At 40.9% G+C, this 19,330-nt stretch carries 14 protein-coding genes and 1 pseudogene; 8 read left to right on the top strand and 7 right to left on the bottom strand.

The window, feature by feature from the left end:
- Positions 1-62 precede the first annotated feature (62 nt).
- The 5 genes from I8T81_RS11785 to I8T81_RS11765 form a co-directional block, all read right to left on the bottom strand.
- A complete protein-coding gene (locus I8T81_RS11785; protein WP_087605680.1) occupies positions 63-905 on the bottom strand; it encodes an IclR family transcriptional regulator in 843 nt (280 codons plus the stop codon).
- Positions 906-1,014: 109 nt separating this feature from the next.
- Positions 1,015-2,220 (bottom strand): 3-oxoadipyl-CoA thiolase, encoded by a 1,206-nt coding sequence (locus I8T81_RS11780; RefSeq protein ID WP_000930801.1) that lies wholly within the window; start codon positions 2,218-2,220, stop codon positions 1,015-1,017.
- Positions 2,221-2,234: 14 nt separating this feature from the next.
- Positions 2,235-3,758 carry a 3-hydroxyacyl-CoA dehydrogenase gene (locus I8T81_RS11775; protein WP_198071251.1) on the bottom strand — a complete coding sequence of 508 codons (1,524 nt, stop codon included), beginning with the start codon at positions 3,756-3,758 and terminating at the stop codon, positions 2,235-2,237.
- A 60-nt stretch (positions 3,759-3,818) separates the two neighbouring features.
- Complete coding sequence (locus I8T81_RS11770; protein WP_198071250.1) at positions 3,819-4,580, bottom strand: SDR family oxidoreductase; 762 nt, start codon at positions 4,578-4,580, stop codon at positions 3,819-3,821.
- 29 nt (positions 4,581-4,609) lie between these two features.
- Complete coding sequence (locus tag I8T81_RS11765; protein ID WP_198071249.1) at positions 4,610-5,398, bottom strand: enoyl-CoA hydratase; 789 nt, start codon at positions 5,396-5,398, stop codon at positions 4,610-4,612.
- A 311-nt stretch (positions 5,399-5,709) separates the two neighbouring features.
- Between I8T81_RS11765 and I8T81_RS11760 the strand changes: the two genes are divergently transcribed.
- The 6 genes from I8T81_RS11760 to I8T81_RS11735 are packed head-to-tail and all read left to right on the top strand — an operon-like array spanning position 5,710 to position 12,161.
- On the top strand, positions 5,710-6,864 hold the full coding sequence (locus tag I8T81_RS11760) for an acyl-CoA dehydrogenase family protein (protein WP_198071248.1): 1,155 nt from the start codon (positions 5,710-5,712) through the stop codon (positions 6,862-6,864).
- A gap of 54 nt (positions 6,865-6,918) precedes the next feature.
- On the top strand, positions 6,919-8,202 hold the full coding sequence (locus tag I8T81_RS11755) for an MFS transporter (protein WP_198071247.1): 1,284 nt from the start codon (positions 6,919-6,921) through the stop codon (positions 8,200-8,202).
- Between the two features lie 47 nt (positions 8,203-8,249).
- Positions 8,250-8,918: a 3-oxoacid CoA-transferase subunit A gene (locus I8T81_RS11750; RefSeq protein WP_002048307.1), complete on the top strand. Its 669-nt coding sequence runs from the start codon at positions 8,250-8,252 to the stop codon at positions 8,916-8,918.
- On the top strand, positions 8,918-9,571 hold the full coding sequence (locus I8T81_RS11745; protein ID WP_198071246.1) for a 3-oxoacid CoA-transferase subunit B: 654 nt from the start codon (positions 8,918-8,920) through the stop codon (positions 9,569-9,571). Before I8T81_RS11750 ends, I8T81_RS11745 begins: the two co-directional genes overlap by 1 nt.
- Before the next feature lie 37 nt (positions 9,572-9,608).
- Positions 9,609-10,925, top strand: a complete 1,317-nt coding sequence (gene dcaP / locus I8T81_RS11740) for an outer membrane trimeric porin-like protein DcaP (RefSeq protein ID WP_198071245.1) — start codon at positions 9,609-9,611, stop codon at positions 10,923-10,925.
- 18 nt (positions 10,926-10,943) lie between these two features.
- Entirely contained in the window at positions 10,944-12,161 is a 1,218-nt protein-coding gene (locus tag I8T81_RS11735) for an MFS transporter (RefSeq protein WP_198071244.1), read from the top strand.
- A 20-nt stretch (positions 12,162-12,181) separates the two neighbouring features.
- Here I8T81_RS11735 and I8T81_RS11730 read toward each other — a convergent pair whose 3' ends face one another.
- A complete protein-coding gene (locus tag I8T81_RS11730; RefSeq protein WP_191000290.1) occupies positions 12,182-12,631 on the bottom strand; it encodes a PaaI family thioesterase in 450 nt (149 codons plus the stop codon).
- Between the two features lie 303 nt (positions 12,632-12,934).
- Here I8T81_RS11730 and I8T81_RS11725 point away from each other — a divergent pair.
- Together I8T81_RS11725 and I8T81_RS11720 are read left to right on the top strand one after the other, a co-directional pair.
- Positions 12,935-14,737, top strand: a pseudogene (locus tag I8T81_RS11725) (acyl-CoA dehydrogenase C-terminal domain-containing protein).
- 196 nt (positions 14,738-14,933) lie between these two features.
- Positions 14,934-15,737 carry a thioesterase family protein gene (locus I8T81_RS11720; RefSeq protein WP_198071243.1) on the top strand — a complete coding sequence of 268 codons (804 nt, stop codon included), beginning with the start codon at positions 14,934-14,936 and terminating at the stop codon, positions 15,735-15,737.
- Positions 15,738-15,796: 59 nt separating this feature from the next.
- Here the strand turns inward: I8T81_RS11720 and I8T81_RS11715 are convergent, their stop codons facing one another.
- Positions 15,797-19,279: an indolepyruvate ferredoxin oxidoreductase family protein gene (locus tag I8T81_RS11715; RefSeq protein WP_198071242.1), complete on the bottom strand. Its 3,483-nt coding sequence runs from the start codon at positions 19,277-19,279 to the stop codon at positions 15,797-15,799.
- Positions 19,280-19,330 lie beyond the last annotated feature (51 nt).

Below are 19,330 nucleotides of genomic sequence, written 5' to 3'. Positions count from 1 at the left end.
CTATAGTCATAATGAAAGTGGAACTTTAATCAACACAACCATGACTGTTTTAAGTATGGTTATCAGTGCGTTTCATTCAAGGCATCTTGAATATTGTGCACCATGTGAATTAAACGTGGTCCAATTTCACCTTCAAGTTTTTCTGGATTTAAATGAAAACTTGGCGCACCACAGTTAAAAACATAAAGACCGTGTTTAGAGCTGACCAAAGGTACAGCCACTGAGTTCACTTCTTTATGCCACTCACCCAAAGACAAACAATATCCATAATCTTGATAATCACGGAAAGCTCGTTCTAAAGAGCGTTTTATGGCTGGCCAGTTTTCTGGATTTTTTTGTTTCAATGCATCAAGTAGAAAGTTGCGCTCACGTTCAGGAGTCGCAGCCAAGCATGCTCGTCCCATAGAACTGCTATGCAGTGGTAAAGTCGAACCAATTGGACGGCGCATATTTAAGGCTGTTTCAATTTGCACAACGTCGATATACACCATATTTAAGCGATCACGCGTTGCCATCGCTACGGGCGCTTGAACATATTGGCTCATCTCTTCCATATATTGATGAGCAATATTACGAATCGAGATGTTAGATAAAGCTGCGTATCCTAAAGATAAGACACCAATATCTAATGTATATTTGGTCGAGTTAGGTAATTGTTTTAAATAACCTAATGACACAAGGGTATTGGTAATACGTGCAATGGTCGGTTTAGGTAAACCTGTCATTTTTGCTAATTCTTGGTTGCCAAGAACCTGATTATTTGCAGAAAAGCATCTTAAAAGTTCTAAACCGCGTGCTAAAGAAGCAATAAATTGCGGGTTATTTTCCCGATGTATATGCGAAATAGGATCTAAACGTATCTCATCAAAATTTATTGGTTTTTCAGTTTCCATGTTTTGAGACATTCGATCCTCAAATATAATTAAAGCAATAGTTTTGCCATTATATTTCGCTCTGCAAAATAAATCCATTCATCACTGCGCTGTTGTGATGAATGGATATTGGGTTCAACGGTTATGAAACGTTTTCAATCACCATCGCAAGACCTTGACCTACACCAATACATAGGCTCACCACGGCATATTTCTTTTTACGGCGAATTAACTCGCGGGCTACTGTTAACGCAAGACGAGCGCCAGATGCACCAAGTGGATGGCCAACAGCAATCGCACCACCGTTCGGGTTCACACGTGGATCATTAAAATCAACATTTAAACCTTTTAAACAAGATAAAACTTGTGAAGCAAAGGCTTCATTAATTTCGATAATGTCCATGTCGTCTAAAGTAAGGCCTGCACGCGCAACTGCTTTTTTAATGGCTTCGATTGGGCCTGCACCCATAATGCGTGGCTCAATACCAGCTGCTGCTGCTGACAAGATTTTTGCCATTGGTTTTAGGCCATATTTTTGTCCTGCTGCTTCTGAGCCAATCAAGAGTGCAGCTGCGCCATCATTAATACCAGAGGCATTACCCGCAGTAACCACGCCACCTTCAAAGAGCGGTTTTAACTTTGTAAGTGCTTCAACCGTTGAGCTTGGGCGAGGGTGTTCATCTTCTGAAACGAGTTTAGGGGGCAATTTTTTACCTTGGAAAACCTCAATTGGCGTAATTTCATCGGCAAAGAAACCTTCTTCTTTGGCTTTTTGATATTTGGCTTGTGATTGGGCTGCAAATAAGTCAGCTTGTTCACGGCTAATACCAAACTCGGCTGCAACGTTATCGCCCGTTTCAGGCATTGAATGACCGCCGTACTGCGCAATAATTTTTTTATTTGGAAAGCGAGAGCCAATGGTGGTGTCATAAATTTTTGCATCACGGCTATAAGCACTTTCTGCTTTACCCATCACGAAGGGTGCACGTGACATACTTTCTACACCACCAGCAATATAGAGCTCGCCTTCACCACAAGTAATAGCACGTGCTGAGTCAATCACGGCACCTAAACCACTAGCACATAGGCGGTTTACCGTCTGGCCCGGTACAGTAACAGGTAAACCTGCAAGTAATAATGCATTTCGTGCCACATTACGACTATCTTCACCCGCTTGGTTGGTATCGCCTAAAATCACATCTTCAATATCCGCGCCTGGTACACCAGTTTTTTCAAGTAATTTTTGAATAACGGTTGCTGCTAAATCATCAGGGCGAATTGAGGCAAGTTCACCCGCATGACGGCCAAATGGACTACGTAAACCATCATAGATATATGCATTTAACATTGAGAAATTCCTTTTCAAGACTCGTGAGTAAAAGTAAGAGGTAAATGAAGTGCGACACGACGTTGTAACCACGGGCTAGGGCGGTAACGCGGGTCATGGGTAAGTGCTGTTATACGGTTCAGAATAAGTAAGACTTTTTCACTGCCGACTTGATCGCCCCATTCAATTGGTCCAAATGGATAGCCTAAGCCAAGACGTACTGCAGCATTAATATCATCTACTGTGGCAATATTTTGCTGGGCAATATCGCAGCCTAAATTAATAACCATGGCTAAAACACGCTGCGCAACAAAGCCAATACTTTCATTAATCATACTGACCATATTTCCATCTAGATTGAAAATAGAGTGAGCTGCTTGACGATATTCAGGTTTGGTAACAAGTGAAGGCATTAAGGTGCGGTGCTTTGCAATGCCATAAAGCATGTCTATAGCAACAGCGTGCTTTGGATTAACCCCTAGGCGAGTGGCTGCTTGGGTTGTATCTTCACCATAACAAGCGAGTAAACATAAGCTATCTGTTTGTGGCTCAGAATTGGTGTCTAGGGCAATATTTTGCTGAGTTAAATAATCTTCGAGTTGTTTTTTATCGTCCAAGAAATCGGCAGCGATCCAAACTTTTGGATATTGTGCTAAACGCTCTACCAATTTGGCTGGTTGTTCACCTGTTTTTGAACCAGTTTCATAGTTATAAAAACCTTGATTAACCTTACGTCCAAGTTGCTTGGCATCTAGCATTTGCTTGGTCAACGGGTTCGGTTTGTAGCGAGCTTCTTCATAGTACTGGTGATAAATCGACTCCATCACTGGATGAGAAACATCAAGACCAGTTAAATCGAGTAATTCAAAAGGACCCATTCTAAAACCAACGCCGTCACGTAAAATTCGGTCAATTTCACTAATGTCACAAACGTTTTCATTTAAAATTTTGAGTGCTTCAGTGCCATAAGCCCGACCCGCGTGATTAATAATAAATCCAGGGGTGTCCTTCGCTACAACAGGGCGATGACCAAATGCGCTAGACAGATCATTTAAGGCATCAATAATAAGTGGGTCAGTTTTTAAACCACGAATGACTTCGACTACTTTCATGAGTGGAACTGGGTTAAAAAAGTGATAACCCACAACACGCTCAGGCTTTTTGCAATTTGCCGCAATGGCTGTAATAGAAAGAGAAGAGGTGTTCGAGGCTAAAATGGCATTTTCTGAAACGACGTCTTCAAGCTGCTGCATCAAGCTCTGTTTGATATCTAGACGTTCAACAATTGCTTCTACAATCAGATCGCAATTTTTTAAATCTTCAATTTGATGAGCAACAACTAAATGGCTATTTGCCTGAGCTGCTTGCTCAAGTGTAATTTTATTTTTGTCGACTAACTTTTGAAATGTGGCAGCTAGTTTTTCTTTGGCCTGTTCTGCTGCACCCGCTTTGGCATCATATAAATAAGTGGTATGACCTGACTGCGCAGCAATTTGAGCAATACCGCTGCCCATAATACCGACACCAATCACAGCCATGCTTTTAATATCATAAGTCATGTCGATCATCCTGATGATTAATCAATATTTGAAATTAAACGGAAAATAGGGTTTGGTGATTTAGCTTAAGCATTGTTTATCACCATCAATCGGTAAGATTTGACCTGAAATTGAGCGACCACTGTCTGATGCTAAAAACAGGCATAAATCTGCAATATGCTTTGGATTGACAAAATATTTGAGCGACTGATTTTTCAGTGCATTTTGAGTCACTTCTTCAAGTGAGGTATGCGCTACATCGGCACGGGCCTGTAGTACGCGTTGAACCCGATCACCATCGACTGCACCCGGAAGAATAGCGTTAACTCGAATATTGTCTGCACCAAGTTCCATAGAAAGCGTTTTGGTAAAACCGATCAGTCCCCATTTTGAAGTGGAATAGGCCAATCGATATGGATAGCCTAAGCGGCCAGCAATAGACGACATATTAATAATCACGCCTGCCTGTGCTTGCTTTAAATAGGGAATGGCTAACTGGGTAATTAAAAAAGTGCTATTCAGGTTTAAATTAATGACCGTATTCCAATCTTCAAAACTTAGCTCATCTGCTGCAACGGTCGGGCCTGAAATGCCTGTGTTATTGACTAAAACATCAATACCGCCAAGTTTCGAAATTGCTTGGCTAAACATCAGTTTAATTTGTTCATGGTCAGCCAAATCACACGTCTGTATATGCAGCTTTGGATAATCTTGTTGAAACTGTTCTAGGCTTTTAGCATTAATATCGCAAACAAAAACTTCATCATGATTGTTTAAAAATGCTTCAGCAATGCATCGTCCAATCCCTGAACCACCTGCACTAATTAATACTTTTCTGGTCATATTCATTCCTTTGTTATTATGGTTTTAAATTATTTACCTTGATATGACGGTTTACGTTTTTCGATAAAAGCTTGAACGCCTTCATTTTTATCTTCGGTCGAAAACAGTAACTGGAATGCTTTTCGTTCTAACGTTAAGCCTGCATTTAATGGAACGTCTTCGCTCATGAGTGCAACTTCTTTAATTTGTTGCAGGGCAATAGGAGGCATTTTTGCGAGGCTTTGCGCCATTTGAATCGCAGTTGGAATAGTTTGGTCATCTTCTGTGACTTGTGAAACAAGACCGATGATATAAGCTTCTTCGGCTTTTACCATGGCACCTGTCATAATCATGCGCATGGCATGAAATTTACCCATAGCGCGGAACAAACGTTGTGTACCACCTGCACCCGGCATTAACCCGACTTTAATTTCCGGTTGGCCAAAGATTGCGCCTTTACCTGCAATAATAATGTCAGCGTGCATTGCAAGTTCACAGCCACCACCTAATGCATAACCATTTACAGCAGCAATCACAGGTTTAGGGCACTGAGCAATCGCGTTCCAGTAACGTTCCGTATGACGCAATAACATTTCTGTGGAAGTTGCGGTTGCCATTTCTTTTAGATCTGCACCCGCGGCAAAGACTTCTTCACCACCTGTGAGCACAACCGCATTGATCTCATCGTTAAAACTTAATTCGGTAAAAGCTTGTGCTAGTTGTTTGCGAACCTCTGTATTCAATGCATTTTTTGCTTCAGGTCGGTTAATTTTAATAACTGCTATTTTTTGAATAGAAAAGTCGACTTCTACGAAATTATTCCCTATTGATACACTCATTTTTGAATTCCTTGTTTCGCACATCAAAACTATATTCCTTTTATGATGCTTATTTTGGAATTTATTTCAAGTCTTATTTAGCCGATTAGAGCAATTATGATTTATTAAATAAGCTAAGTGTTTGATATTACGTAATGGTGTATTTTTAAATTTCGTTTAACGAAATTAATTTCCAAAAAAGCTTGAAATTTGTATTTTCGTTCTCGTACTATGAAACACATCCGCAGTAAACAAGATTTAAAACATGGTATCCAGACAAGCTGGAGATGGCTGATGGGTACGATGGAAATACATAAAAAGGGAGATCACAGATGATCCGTGATGAAGGGATGTTGGAGCAGTTACTTTCAACAATTCGAGATTTTGTAAAAAATGAATTGATCCCTCGTGAAAACGAAGTGGTAGAGAAAGACAAAATTCCAGATGACATTGTGCAGCAAATGCGTGAGCTTGGTTTGTTCGGTCTTACAATTCCCGAAGAATATGGTGGCTTAGGCATCACTATGGAAGAGGAAGTCAGAGTTGCATTTGAACTTGGACAAACTTCACCGGCTTTTCGTTCTTTAATTGGCACCAATAACGGGATTGGCTCAAGTGCAATTTTGATTGATGGTACAGAAGAGCAAAAGCAAAAATATTTACCTCGTTACGCAAGTGGCGAAATTATTGGTTCATTTTGTTTAACCGAGCCTGAATCTGGTTCTGATGCTGCCTCTTTAAAAACCAGTGCAGTAAAAGATGGTGATTTTTATGTGTTAAACGGTACCAAACGTTTTATTACCAATGCGCCCCATGCTGCAACTTTCACTGTAATGGCTCGAACCAATCCTGAAATTAAAGGGTCTGGTGGCATTTCAGCTTTTTTAGTTGAGGCCAATACACCGGGTATTACGTTAGGCAAAATTGACCAAAAAATGGGTCAAAAGGGTTCACACACCTGTGATGTGATTTTTGATAACTGCCGTGTACCTGCTTCTGCACTGATTGGTGGGGTAGAAGGTGTCGGTTTTAAAACCGCTATGAAAGTGCTGGATAAAGGACGTTTGCACATTGGTGCTTATAGCGTTGGGGTTGCTGAACGCATGCTAAACGACGCATTGCATTATGCGATTGAGCGTAAGCAGTTTGGTCAACCTATTGCGGACTTCCAGCTTATTCAAGCCATGCTTGCCGACTCAAAAGCCGAAATATATGCCGCTAAATGTATGGTCCTAGATGCAGCTCGCCGCCGTGATAATGGAGAAAACATTAGTACGGAAGCCTCTTGCGCAAAAATGTTTGCGACTGAAATGTGTGGCCGCGTTGCTGACCGCTGTGTACAGATTCATGGTGGTGCAGGTTATATCAGTGAATATGCCATTGAGCGCTTTTATCGCGATGTGCGTTTGTTCCGTTTATATGAAGGAACCACGCAAGTTCAACAAATTATTATTGCCAAAAACATGATTAGGGAAGCTACTACCTAAAAAACAAATGCCATGAGGCATTGGATGCCTCATGTTCCTTCTGAGGATATGGACATGACAACAAATACTGTGACAGAAAATATGAGTAGCACTGAAGCTATTCAAACGCCCAAAAAGATTTGGATTACTGCATTTATATTCGCTTTTTTTACACTTTTATGTGATGGGGCAGATTTAGGTTTTTTGGCATTAAGCCTGACCAGTCTTAAAACAGAATTTCATTTAACTGGTGTACAAGCTGGTACATTAGGAAGCCTGACTCTATTTGGCTCGGCCGTGGGTGGACTCATTGGTGGTTGGGCATGTGACCGTTTTGGTCGGGTTCGCATTATTGTGTTCTTTATTGCTTATTCTTCAGTTTTAACCTGCGCGCTAGGCTTTACACACTCTTATATGCAATTTGCAGTTTTAAGAACTTTTGGAGCCATGGGTTTAGGTGCACTTTATATTGCCTGTAATATTTTAATGTCAGAAATGGTTCCGACCAAACATCGCTCGACTGTTTTGGCTACCCTTATGACGGGTTATACCTTAGGTTCCTTGCTAGCGACCTTATTAGCAGGACATATTATTCCTGAACACGGCTGGCGTTTCCTATACTGGATTGCGATTACGCCTGTGGTGTTGTCAATTTTAATGCACTTTTGTGTACCTGAACCTGAGTCTTGGAAAAAAGCACGTCAATTAAAAGCGCTAGAGGTCGCTCAAAGTAACCAACCTAAAAAACGTCAAAACCCATATCTTGAAATTTTAAGAGATAAGAAACATGGGACCATGTTTGTTCTTTGGATTATTAGTACAGGTGCATTGCAGTTTGGTTATTACGGCGTAAGTAACTGGTTACCAGCTTATTTAGAGTCTGATCTTGGCATCAAATTTAAAGAAATGGCCATGTATATGGTCGGTACTTTCCTGATTATGATGTTTGCCAAAGTAATTGCAGGGATCGTTGCCGATAAATTAGGCCGCCGTGCTGTATTCGCTTTCGGAACCATTGGCACAGCCTTATTTATTCCGGTTATTGTCTATTTAAATACACCAACCAACATTTTATGGATGATGCTGTTCTTCGGTTTCCTTTACGGTATTCCATATGCAATTAATGCCACCTATATGACAGAAAGCTTCCCGACTTCTATTCGAGGTTCGGCGGTGGGCGGCGCTTATAACATTGGCAAAGTACTTTCAATTTTTTCTCCATTAACAATTGGTTATCTATCGCAAAACGGTTCTATTGGCTTAGGACTTTTGGTGATGGCTGCGGCTTATTTTATCTGCGGGGTAATTCCATTGTTATTTATTAAAGACCGACTATTTAACCCGCAAAAGGCAGAGTGACAGATCAATCTGTCACCTTAAATTAAGGATGAAAAGGGACAAGTGAGATGATAAATAAAATCACCAGTGACATTGAACCGATTTTAAAAGCTATTCCTGATGGAGCAACCATCATGACAGGCGGGTTTGGTGTGACGGGGCAACCTGCTGAGTTAATTGAAGCCTTAATCGATTTAGGAAAAAAAGAACTCACCATTGTAAACAATAATGCAGCTTCGGGTGACCGTGGTCTAACCAAGCTGATTATTGCCGGGTGTGTTAAAAAAATGATTAGCTCATTTCCGAAATCTGCAGGATCCACTGTTTTTCAAGACTTATATAGAGCGGGAAAAATTGAGTTGGAACTGGTTCCGCAAGGTAATTTGGCATGTCGTATTCAAGCCGCAGGGGCAGGTTTGGGTGCTATTTTTACTCCGACTGGTTATGGCACTAAAATTGCCGAAGGCAAAGAAACCCGAACCATCAACGGTAAAAACTATGTGCTTGAATATCCACTTGAAGCTGATTTTGCACTGATTTATGCCGATAAAGCCGACCGCTGGGGCAATTTAACTTATCGCAAAGCGGCCCGCAATTTTGGTCCAATCATGGCAAAAGCCGCCAAGACCACGATTGTTCAAGTGAATGACACCGTAGAGCTAGGAACGCTTGACCCAGAGTGCATTATTACACCGGGAATTTTTGTTCAGCACGTTGTAAAAGTAGGAGATATCTAATGTCAGTTCAAAAGCGTTCTCGTGAAGATATTGCCAAACTCATTGCTAACGACATTCCGGAAGGTTCTTATGTCAATTTAGGCATTGGCTTACCGACCAACGTTGCTAAATTCTTGCCAAAAGACAAAGAAATCTTTTTACATTCGGAAAATGGTGTTTTGGCTTTTGGACCTCCACCACAACTGGGTGAGGAAGATGAAGATTTAGTGAATGCCGGAAAAGAACTTGTCACTTTGTTAGATGGGGGATGCTTTATGCATCATGGCGACTCGTTTGACATTATGCGCGGCGGTCATTTGGACATTTGCGTGATTGGTGCATTCCAAGTTGCGGTCAATGGAGACTTGGCAAACTGGCATACCGGTAAAGCAGATGATGTACCAGCAGTCGGCGGTGCTATGGATTTGGCAGTTGGTGCAAAAACGATTTATGTCTATATGGAGCATGTCACTAAAAAAGGTGAGCCCAAAATTGTAAAAGAACTGAGTTATCCAATAACGGGTGAGCAGTGTGTAAACCGTATTTACACCGATTTATGCATTATTGAACTCAAGGACCAAAAAGCTTACGTCAAGGAAATGGTAGACGGCTTAACTTTTGATGAATTACAGGCAGTTACTGACTGTGAACTAATTGATGCACGTGTAGCCTAAATACACACGGAAAAAACGCTTCTTTAAGGATTAAAAGATGAAAAAATTAATTTTAGCTGCAGCTTGCGCTGCGGCTTCAGGGACTATTTTTGCAAATTCTTCAGATACCACAGAACAAAGAATTAATTTGCTAGAAACCGAGCTGCAAAAATTAAAAGCAGAACTTGCTGCTCAGAAACAAACTCAAAATAATTTACAGGTCAAGCACGTTAAGATCGAAGAGAACATTGAAAAAACTAAAGCAACTGTACCAGAGAAGCCAGTTGCTCCTTCATGGGTTACTTGGACGGATAACGTTAAGGTTTACGGTATTGCCCGTATTGATGCAGCGGTTGATTTTAAATCATCACCTGACTCGGGCGGTAGAACGACCAGCAGTCTGTACCGAACACCTTTTGAAAGTGAAAAGCGTTCAAACCATGCACGCTCTGATGCCATGATTAATGCAAGCCGACTCGGTGTTTATTTTAATAGCCCAAATAAAGCTGTGACGGGAAATATTGAAGCCGATTTCTTTGATAGCTCTAACATGGGAACGGGGGATGGTAAATTCCGTATCCGTCATGCTTTTTTCACTTATAAAGACTGGACCTTTGGTCAAACATGGTCACTCATGTCTAACATGGAAACCCGTACAGAAGCTGTTGATTACACCCAATTTGTGGGAACTTCCTATACGCGTACTCCTCAAATTCGCTATGATTGGAAAATCGATGCGAATAATGATTTAAAACTAGCTTTGGAATATACAGGTTCGAGAGTCTCGGCATTGCCATCTTTAACGGGGCGCTATACTTTTAAACAAGGGCCTTTAACTGCTCTTGCGCAAGGTTTTATAAATGAAAAATCCGCAGATGTCGCAACTGCTACGGTGAAGAAAGTAAGCTGGGGTGCAGGAGGTGGCTTAAAATATCAACTCACGCCACAACAATCGCTGCAAGCAAATTATCAATATATAGTCGGTGATCAAAAATTTATGCCGTACACCACTCAGAGTGGACTGGCAAATTCAACAAGTTTAAATGCTGCGGGAGATTTTTCTTTAAACGAAGACAAAACAGATTTGGTTATGAATAAGTTGAATAGCATCAATATTGGTTATTCATATAAATTTAATGAGCAATGGCGTGCAAATTTATCGGCTTCAATGTTTGATTATGATGACGACACGGCTTATGCCAAACTCAACCCAGATGCCAACAGACGTCTAACGGACTACGCAGCTAACGTCTTTTATTCACCGATTGAGCAAATGGATATTGGTATGGAATATCATCAAGGCAAACGAGAAGTATTTGATGGCAGAACCGCTGATGTATCACGCGTAAACTTTGTATCGATGTATAAATTTTAAAATAGGGCGTAGTTAAAAATGGAAAAAATAGTTGAGCCCAATGCAGAAAATATACTGTCAAAAAGCTTTATTTTTATCATGGCAATGACATGTGGAATTTGTGCGGGTTCAAACTATTATAACCAGCCCTTAATCTATTCAATTGCTGAAGCATTAAAAGTCAATGCCGATCAAGTCGCCTTAACTATTGTGATTAGCCAACTGTCATATGCAGTTGGCCTTTTTATATTGGTTCCCTTAGGAGACTTTTTTGAAAAGCGTAGTTATATTTGCTTGCTCATGTGTTGTACGGGGCTTGCACAAGTAGGGTTATCTTTAAGTCAAACCTTGCCAGCTTTATATGGCTTTACCTTTTTAGCCACATTCTTTTCGATTGCGACTCAAGTTTTAGTTCCTTTCGCCGCAGGTTTAGCTAGCCCGAAAAAAAGCCCTCAAGTAGTAGGCACTCTCATGAGTGGTTTGTTTTTGGGAATATTATTGGCGCGTTCTATTGCAGGCTTACTTTCTACAGTTTGGTCTTGGCATGCGGTTTATTTAATTAGTGGAATTGTCATTTTGGTGTTTGCTTGGGTAATGTGGATGAAGTTACCAGTTGCGCGAAAATCCCATCAACTCAATATTCTACAGATTTATGGTTCACTATTTTCATTAGCAGTTCATCAGCCTCATTTGCTACGCCGTGGTTTTGCAGGGGGAATTGGCTTTGGAATTTTGGCTCTTATTTTTACCACCATGACTTTTATTTTGGCGAATGAGCCTTATCACTTTAACGATTTCCAGATTGGTTTATTTGGGATTGTTGGACTGGCAGGTGTGTTTGCGACCCCTTGGGCAGGTAAGAAAATTGCGGCAGGGCTTGAGAATAAAATTGCAGTGATTTGTATGGGCTTATTAATAAGTGCATGGCTACCGCTATTTTTTGCACAGCAGTCTCTGGTTGCCTACGCTGTTGGGGTGTTTATGGCGTACTTTGGTTTGTCGGCATTTCATGTGCTTAACCAAAATCTGGTCTACCGAATTTCGGCCGAGGCTCGTTCGCGTATTAACTCAATTTATATGACCTTATATTTTGGTGGAGCCGCTTTGGGTTCTTTTATTGCGGTGTATGCATGGAAACATTGGGGGTGGGAAGCATGTGCCGCTTTAGGTTTAGCGATGGCAATATTAAGTTTTATGATTGATCGCTTAGATTTTTATGGAATGAACAAAATTGCAAGGCAAGAAAAAGCTCCATAAACAGGAGCTTCAATATTTTTTTATTTGCGAATAATCATTAAGGTCGCCGAGGCAAAGGCATACACTTTGCCGCTTTCATCTACGATTTTTCCTTCGGTACTAATAATATTGCGGCCCGCATTAATTAATTCGGCTATCGCATAGTAAGACGTATCAATTTGCATAGGACGAATCATTTTTACATTTAAATCAATGGTTCCATAGCCAACGCCATGTTCAAGTAAAGTGTGAGCTGCACTGCCTGTTGCGGTATCTAAAGCTGTGGCGCAAAAGCCGCCGTGTACACCGCCTTGAATATTTCTATGTTCTTTGCGAGGGGTAACTTTATAAGTTGCTTTACCTTCAGATACTTCAACGAGTTCCATCGGTATGGTGTGAGCCATAGGTGATGGAGAAACTTCACCATTTTTTAAAGCGGTTAAAAACTCAAGACCTGTGTATTTCGGGCTTTCCATAAATCGTCCTTGCATGATTAAGCAGTCTAATCACAATACTATAAATTGAATTTTTACGGAATAAAATTTTGCAATACAAAATTAAAATTTATTCTGATTAAGCAGCGCTAATTACTTTTTATTCTATATTTGTATTTAAAACATGTGTTTATGCTTTGTATTTATTTTTTAGTTACGATAATTTTATTAAATTGGTGAAAATATATTTTGCTATAAGAAATTTTTTGATATTTTGGTGAGATTGAAATAATAAAAGTCTATTCAAGGAAAAAACGATATCTGCCCATGACACAGGCAGTGAAGTGAAAGGAAAAAACTATGCCTTTATACAAAGCTCCATTACGCGATATGCAATTTGTGTTGCATGAAATGCTTCAAACAGAACAGAACTATCAAGGTTTAAGCAAATATCAGGAAAGCGTAAATCGAGAATTAATTGATCAATACTTAGAGGCAGCAGCAGATTTTTGTGAAAATGAATTGGCGCCTATTAACCAAAATGGCGATCAGGAAGGCTGACATTTAAATCAAGGCGTAGTCACAACTCCGAAAGGTTTTAAAGAAACCTACCAAAAATATGCTGGGCTTGGGTTTACCTCATTAACTGCTGACCCAGAATATGGTGGACAAGGGTTACCAACATTGCTGCGGATTGCCATTTCTGAAATGCTATGTGGTTCCAATTGGGCTTGGGCGATGTATCCCGGCTTGTCTCATGGCGCAATGAGAACCATTGAGCATCATGGCACCGAGCAACAAAAACAGAAGTTTTTGACTAAACTCATTAGTGGTGTCTGGACGGGAACCATGTGTTTAACCGAATCACATGCGGGTTCGGACCTTGGGTTAATTAGAACGAAAGCAGAGCCAAAGCCAGACGGTAGTTACTCAATTACAGGTGAAAAGATTTTTATCTCGGCGGGTGAGCATGATCTTTCTGAAAATATTATTCATATTGTTTTAGCCCGTCTGCCTCAGGCACCCGCAGGGACTAAAGGTATTTCTTTATTTATTGTGCCTAAATTTAATGTGAGTGATGACGGTCAGGTGCTGGACCGTAATAAAGTCGTTTGTAGCGCGATTGAACATAAAATGGGGATTCATGGCAATGCCACCTGTGTACTGAATTTTGATGGTGCTCAAGGCTATTTGATTGGTCCTGAAAATCGTGGACTTAATTGTATGTTTACCTTTATGAATACCGCACGTATTGGAACGGCAGTACAAGGACTCGCTGCTTCTGAAATTTCATTTCAAGGCGCATTAAGTTATGCCAAAGAGCGGCTCGCCATGCGTTCGCTATCTGGTCCTCAATATCCTGACAAAAATGCCGATCCAATTATTGTGCATCCCGCTGTGCGCTCGATGCTAATGACGCAAAAAGCTTTTTCTGAAGGTGGCCGTGCACTGGCTTACTTTCTAGCTCAGCATGTCGATATTGTTGAAAGTTCAAAAGATCAGGAACAGCAAAAACACTCTGATGAGTTACTGGCTTTTTTAACACCAATTGCTAAAGCTTTTTTAACAGAATCAGGCAATGAATCTGCAAAGCATGGTGTTCAAGTATTTGGCGGTCATGGCTTTATTGTTGAGCATGGTATGGAGCAAATTGTACGTGATGCGCGTATCTCAACATTGTATGAGGGAACGACCGAAATCCAGTCTTTAGATCTACTTGCGCGTAAAGTCCTCAAATCGGAAGGCAAACTTCTAAAAAATATGACGGATTTAATTGATCAATTTATTGGTCAACAGCAATCAAATGAAGTGCTGACACCTTATTTAGAAAAATTAGCTGAGCTCAAGCAACAATGGTTGTCACTGACCAAAACGATTGCAGAGAAAGCCAAGCACAACCCAGAGGAAATAGGGGCAGCTTCAGTGGATTATCTTTATTTTTCTAGTTACGTCGTGTTCGCTTATTTGTGGGCTCGAATGGCACAAGTTGCCTATGAAAAATTAGAATCGGCTACACAAGAGGAAGCTTTTTATAAAGCAAAATTAGCGACAGCTAAGTTTTTCTATCAAAAACTTTTGCATCGTACACAGAGCCATGCTGCTTCTATTGAGTCTGGCGCTGAATCGATCATGGAACTCGATCAAGATGCTTTTGCATTTTAATGACTAGTAATTTTTAGGATCACTAGGTGAAATTGAATTGCGAAATTTTACCTGGTGATTAAATTTGTAATTTTAGACTCATGAGTTTTTGGTAGGAAAAACCAGTTGAGCCAAAGAAATAGAGGGTTAACATAAGCATTAAAACGTGAATTTTCATCAAATATTGATGTTGGATAAGGACTACGGAAAGAAAATCATGAATGCTTATTATCAATTACTGAATAGAACAATTGATCCTCAAGGTGAAGTTATTGCTCATTATTGCTCAACTGTCCATGCACAAGGGGCTTGGAACCCTCATGAACAGCACATGGCGCCTGCAAGTGGAGTTATCGCAGCAGAGTTAGAGCAATTTTCGCCACGACAAGATATGCGAATTGGTCGAATTAGTTTTGATATTTTTGGATTGATTGCATTTGGTGAATTTACGATTAAGACACATGTGATTCGTGCCGGTAAAACCATTGAATTGATTGAAGCTGAAATGCAAGCACAAGGTAAAACCTGCATTGTGGCTAGAGCGTGGCGAATGTGTACTCAAGACAGTTCCGATATTGCTGGACTTGAAGATCAACCAGTTCATCATCCAGATACCTTTACAGAATGGACAGGCATGAAAAGATGGCCGGGTGGTTTTATTCAGACATTAGTCACTAAAACTGATGATCAGCATCGCGCAGGTAAAGGTATTGTTTGGCTCAATAATGATAAAGAAATGATTGAAGGGCAGCCGACGACAGATTTTGTCCATTTGATTGGCATGATAGATACAGCAAACGGGATTGTGCCTAGACAAGAAGGCGAATTTACTTGGGGCTTCCCAAATCTTGATTTACAGATTCACATGCACCGTTATCCGAAAGGTAAATGGTTAGGTCTGGAAACCGTTCAGCAATATGGCTCAGATGGTATTGGTTTAACCAGTGCGGTTTTACATGACGTGTATGGTCCATTTGGACGAAGCGAGCAGATTTTGACGTTACGTAAAATGGCTAAATAAATATTTGAGCCAATAAAAAAGTCATCCCTAAGGACGACTTTTTTATTGAGATTTAATTATTAGTTACGGACTTTTAGCAGTGTTGGGGTAAGTTCATCCCAACGTTGTTTTGCAGCGTCCATTGCTTTCATTTTGATATGACCATAACCGCGGACTTCTGCCGGTAATTTTGCAATTTGTTCAGCAACTGCCAAGTTATGATTGTCTGGTGCCTCAACAAGTGCTTCAACAAAGGCGATGTAACGGTCACGCCATGCTTGTTCGTGTTGACGTTCTTCTTGACGTGCAAATGGGTCAAGGAAAGTTTCACGAAGCCATTGTAAGCGAGCGAGCATCATCATTGGGAAACGCATCCAGTAACCAAACGCACGTTTACGGACATTTTTCAGACCACCAAGTAACGCTGGTGGAGCAAGATGATAGGTTAAACGTAAGCCTTTACCGAATTGGGTTTCAATTGATTCTTTGAAGCTTTTACCTGTTAGTAGACGTGCAACTTCATATTCATCTTTATAAGCCATAACTCTGTATAGCTGAGTTGCAATCGTACCTGTTAATTCTTCAGGTAACTTTTTAGCTGCTAGTTCGACAAGTGTGCGGTATTTAGCTGCATAAGCTTCATTCCAATAGTCTGTTAGACGAGCAGAACGGTCTTCAACAAGTTCAGCTAAAGTTTGCGGAGTTTTGGTTTTTGGCATTGCCGCAACTAAGCGTGCAGCTAAAGTTGGGTCACTTGTAAGATGACAACCCACGCGGAAAGCTTCGATGTTCTTTTCAACAGCAGTACCATTTAAGCGAATTGCTTTTTCAATGCTTTCACGTAATAACGGAATACGACCAGATTGCCATGCCATACCGAGTAATAACTGGTTGGTATAAATTGAATCACCTAGCAGTTGCGTTGCAATGCGAGCTGCTGGCAAAGAAACCAGTTGACCTTGACGAACACGACCACGGAGGCGATCAATTAAATCACTAATAGGTGCATACCAGTCACGAGATTTAATAAACTCAGAAGTAGGCGTACTGTCTTCATTCACAATAACCAAAGCATCATCTTTTAAGCGAGATAGAGCAGCACTACCACCAGCAACTACCGCATCGGCACCAATTAGTAATTCACATTGGCCCGCTGGAATTTTGGTAGAAGAAATTTGTTCATCAGTTGCTGCAAGTTGAACGTATGAATAAACCGTACCACCTTTTTGCGCAAGTCCAGCCATGTCCATAACACGTGTTGCTTTACCTTCGAGATGAGCGGCCATACCAAGCAGTGCACCAATAGTCACAACACCTGTACCACCAATACCACCGACCATAATACGACTTGGAACATCGTATAGCTGAGGAATAACTGGTGATGTCGGCCAGCCTGCACCAATACCTTCAAATTTAGCTGGACGTTTCATATCACGTGTGTGAACAGTCACAAAACTTGGGCAGAAACCTTCAGCACAAGTGAAGTCTTTGTTACAGCTACTTTGGTTAATTTGACGTTTAGTCCCTAAAGCAGTCTCTACTGGCTCAATAGATAAGCAGTTTGATTTTTTCGAACAGTCGCCACAGCCTTCGCAAATATCACTATTAATGTATAAACGCTCAGCCGGGTCAGGGTAGGCATCACGTTTACGGCGACGGCGTTTTTCACTGGCACAGGTTTGTACATAAATTAAAGCGGTTACACCTGTAACTTCACGTAGCTCACGTTGAACTGCATCAAGCTCATTACGGTGGCGAATTTCTACACCCGCTGCAATACCGTCTTCTTCATTTAATAATTTAACTTCATCAGTGACAATCACTTGTTTTTTAATACCTTCGGCAGCGAGCTGGCGAGTTAACTGTGCAACGCTCAAATGCCCATCTACATGCTGACCACCTGTCATAGCGACCGCATCGTTGTAGAGAATTTTGTAGGTAATATTAGTTTTTGCAGCGATAGATTGACGAATTGCTAAGTAACCAGAGTGGAAATAGGTTCCATCACCAAGGTTTGCAAAAATGTGTTTTTCATTGGTAAATGGTGATGCACCCACCCAACTTACACCTTCACCGCCCATTTGTGAGAACGTTTCGGTACCACGGTCCAGTGAAACGGCAATATAGTGACAACCGATACCGCCTAATGCACGGCTACCTTCAGGGACGACTGTTGATGAGTTATGTGGGCAACCACTACAGAAATACGGTTTACGTTCAGCAAGGTCAATCACACGTTTTGATTCTTGCTCTGCTTTTAGCAGTAAGTCGATTCTGCTTTGAATTTGTACTTTTAAGCTTTCTGGAATATCGAGTTTTAAGAAGCGAGCAGCCAGCATTTTTGCAATCGGTTCAGGCTGATATTCATAGTGACCAATGAGCGGTGCTTCTTCAATAGAGGTACTCCATTCACCTTTGCCGTCAATTGCTTTACCAATAACACGAGGACGTTTGTCATCAGGAAGTGAGTACAACTCATCTTTAATTTGTGTCTCAAGAATTGGACGTTTTTCTTCAACAACAATTAGCTCTTCTAAACCTTCGGCAAATTCACGTAGACCTTGTGGTTCTAGAGGCCAAATCAGCCCAACTTGATAAACACGTAACCCAAGCTGTTGGGCTGTTTCATCCTCAATACCTAAAATACGTAGGGCTTCAATGGTATCTAAATAACCTTTACCACTTGCAGCAATACCAATACGGGCATTTTCACAAGGCCATGTTACGGTATTGATTTTATTCGCACGGGCATAAGCCAAAACAGCAGGTAAGCGATATTTATAAAGACGTTCTTCTTGTTGAATGCCATGATCTGGCCAACGAATATTAACGCCACCCTCTGGGAAATTGACATCTTTTGGTATAACAGGAGTGACACGGTCTAAATCGACATGAACAGAAGCTGAAGTTTCTACAATTTCACTGACCAGCTTCATTGAAGTCCACAGACCAGAAAAACGTGAAACAGCAATGGCGTGAACACCAAAGTCTAAAATTTGTTGAACGGATGTTGGGTAGAAAATTGGAATACCGCAACCAATCATGACATGTTCAGACTGGTGGGGAATTGTAGAAGATTTACAAGAGTGGTCATCACCAAATAAAGCAACGACACCACCACGTTCAGAAGTACCAGCTAAGTTAGCATGGCGGAGTACATCGCCTGAACGGTCAACACCCGGGCCTTTACCATACCACCATGAAGACACTCCATCATATTTGCCTTGACCTGAAAGGTTAACTTGTTGTGTACCCCAGATTGCGGTAGCAGCCAAGTCTTCATTTACGCCAGGTTGAAATACAACATTATGGGATTTAAGTAATCCTTGAACTTGCCAAAGGAAACTATCATAGTTACCAACAGGAGAACCGCGATAACCAGAAATAAAACCAGCAGTATGATAACCATTGATCGCGTCACGGCGAGTTTGGGCAAGAGGCAAGCGAACAAGTGCCTGAATGCCGGTCATATATGCTGTACCGTTATCACTTACATATTTATCTTCAAGTGACACATCCTTTGTTGCAATAATATTTGGAGTGACTTTTGTAGCTATATTCATTTATATCTCCTTAGAATTTTTAGTAGCTCGGACTACTTTCTTTTTTCAACA

Source organism: Acinetobacter seifertii, from assembly GCF_016064815.1.
In the GTDB taxonomy this organism is placed as follows: Bacteria; Pseudomonadota; Gammaproteobacteria; order Pseudomonadales; family Moraxellaceae; genus Acinetobacter; species Acinetobacter seifertii.
The sequence above is the reverse complement of the archived record's forward strand: the minus strand, read 5'-3'. Positions and strand labels throughout refer to the sequence as shown.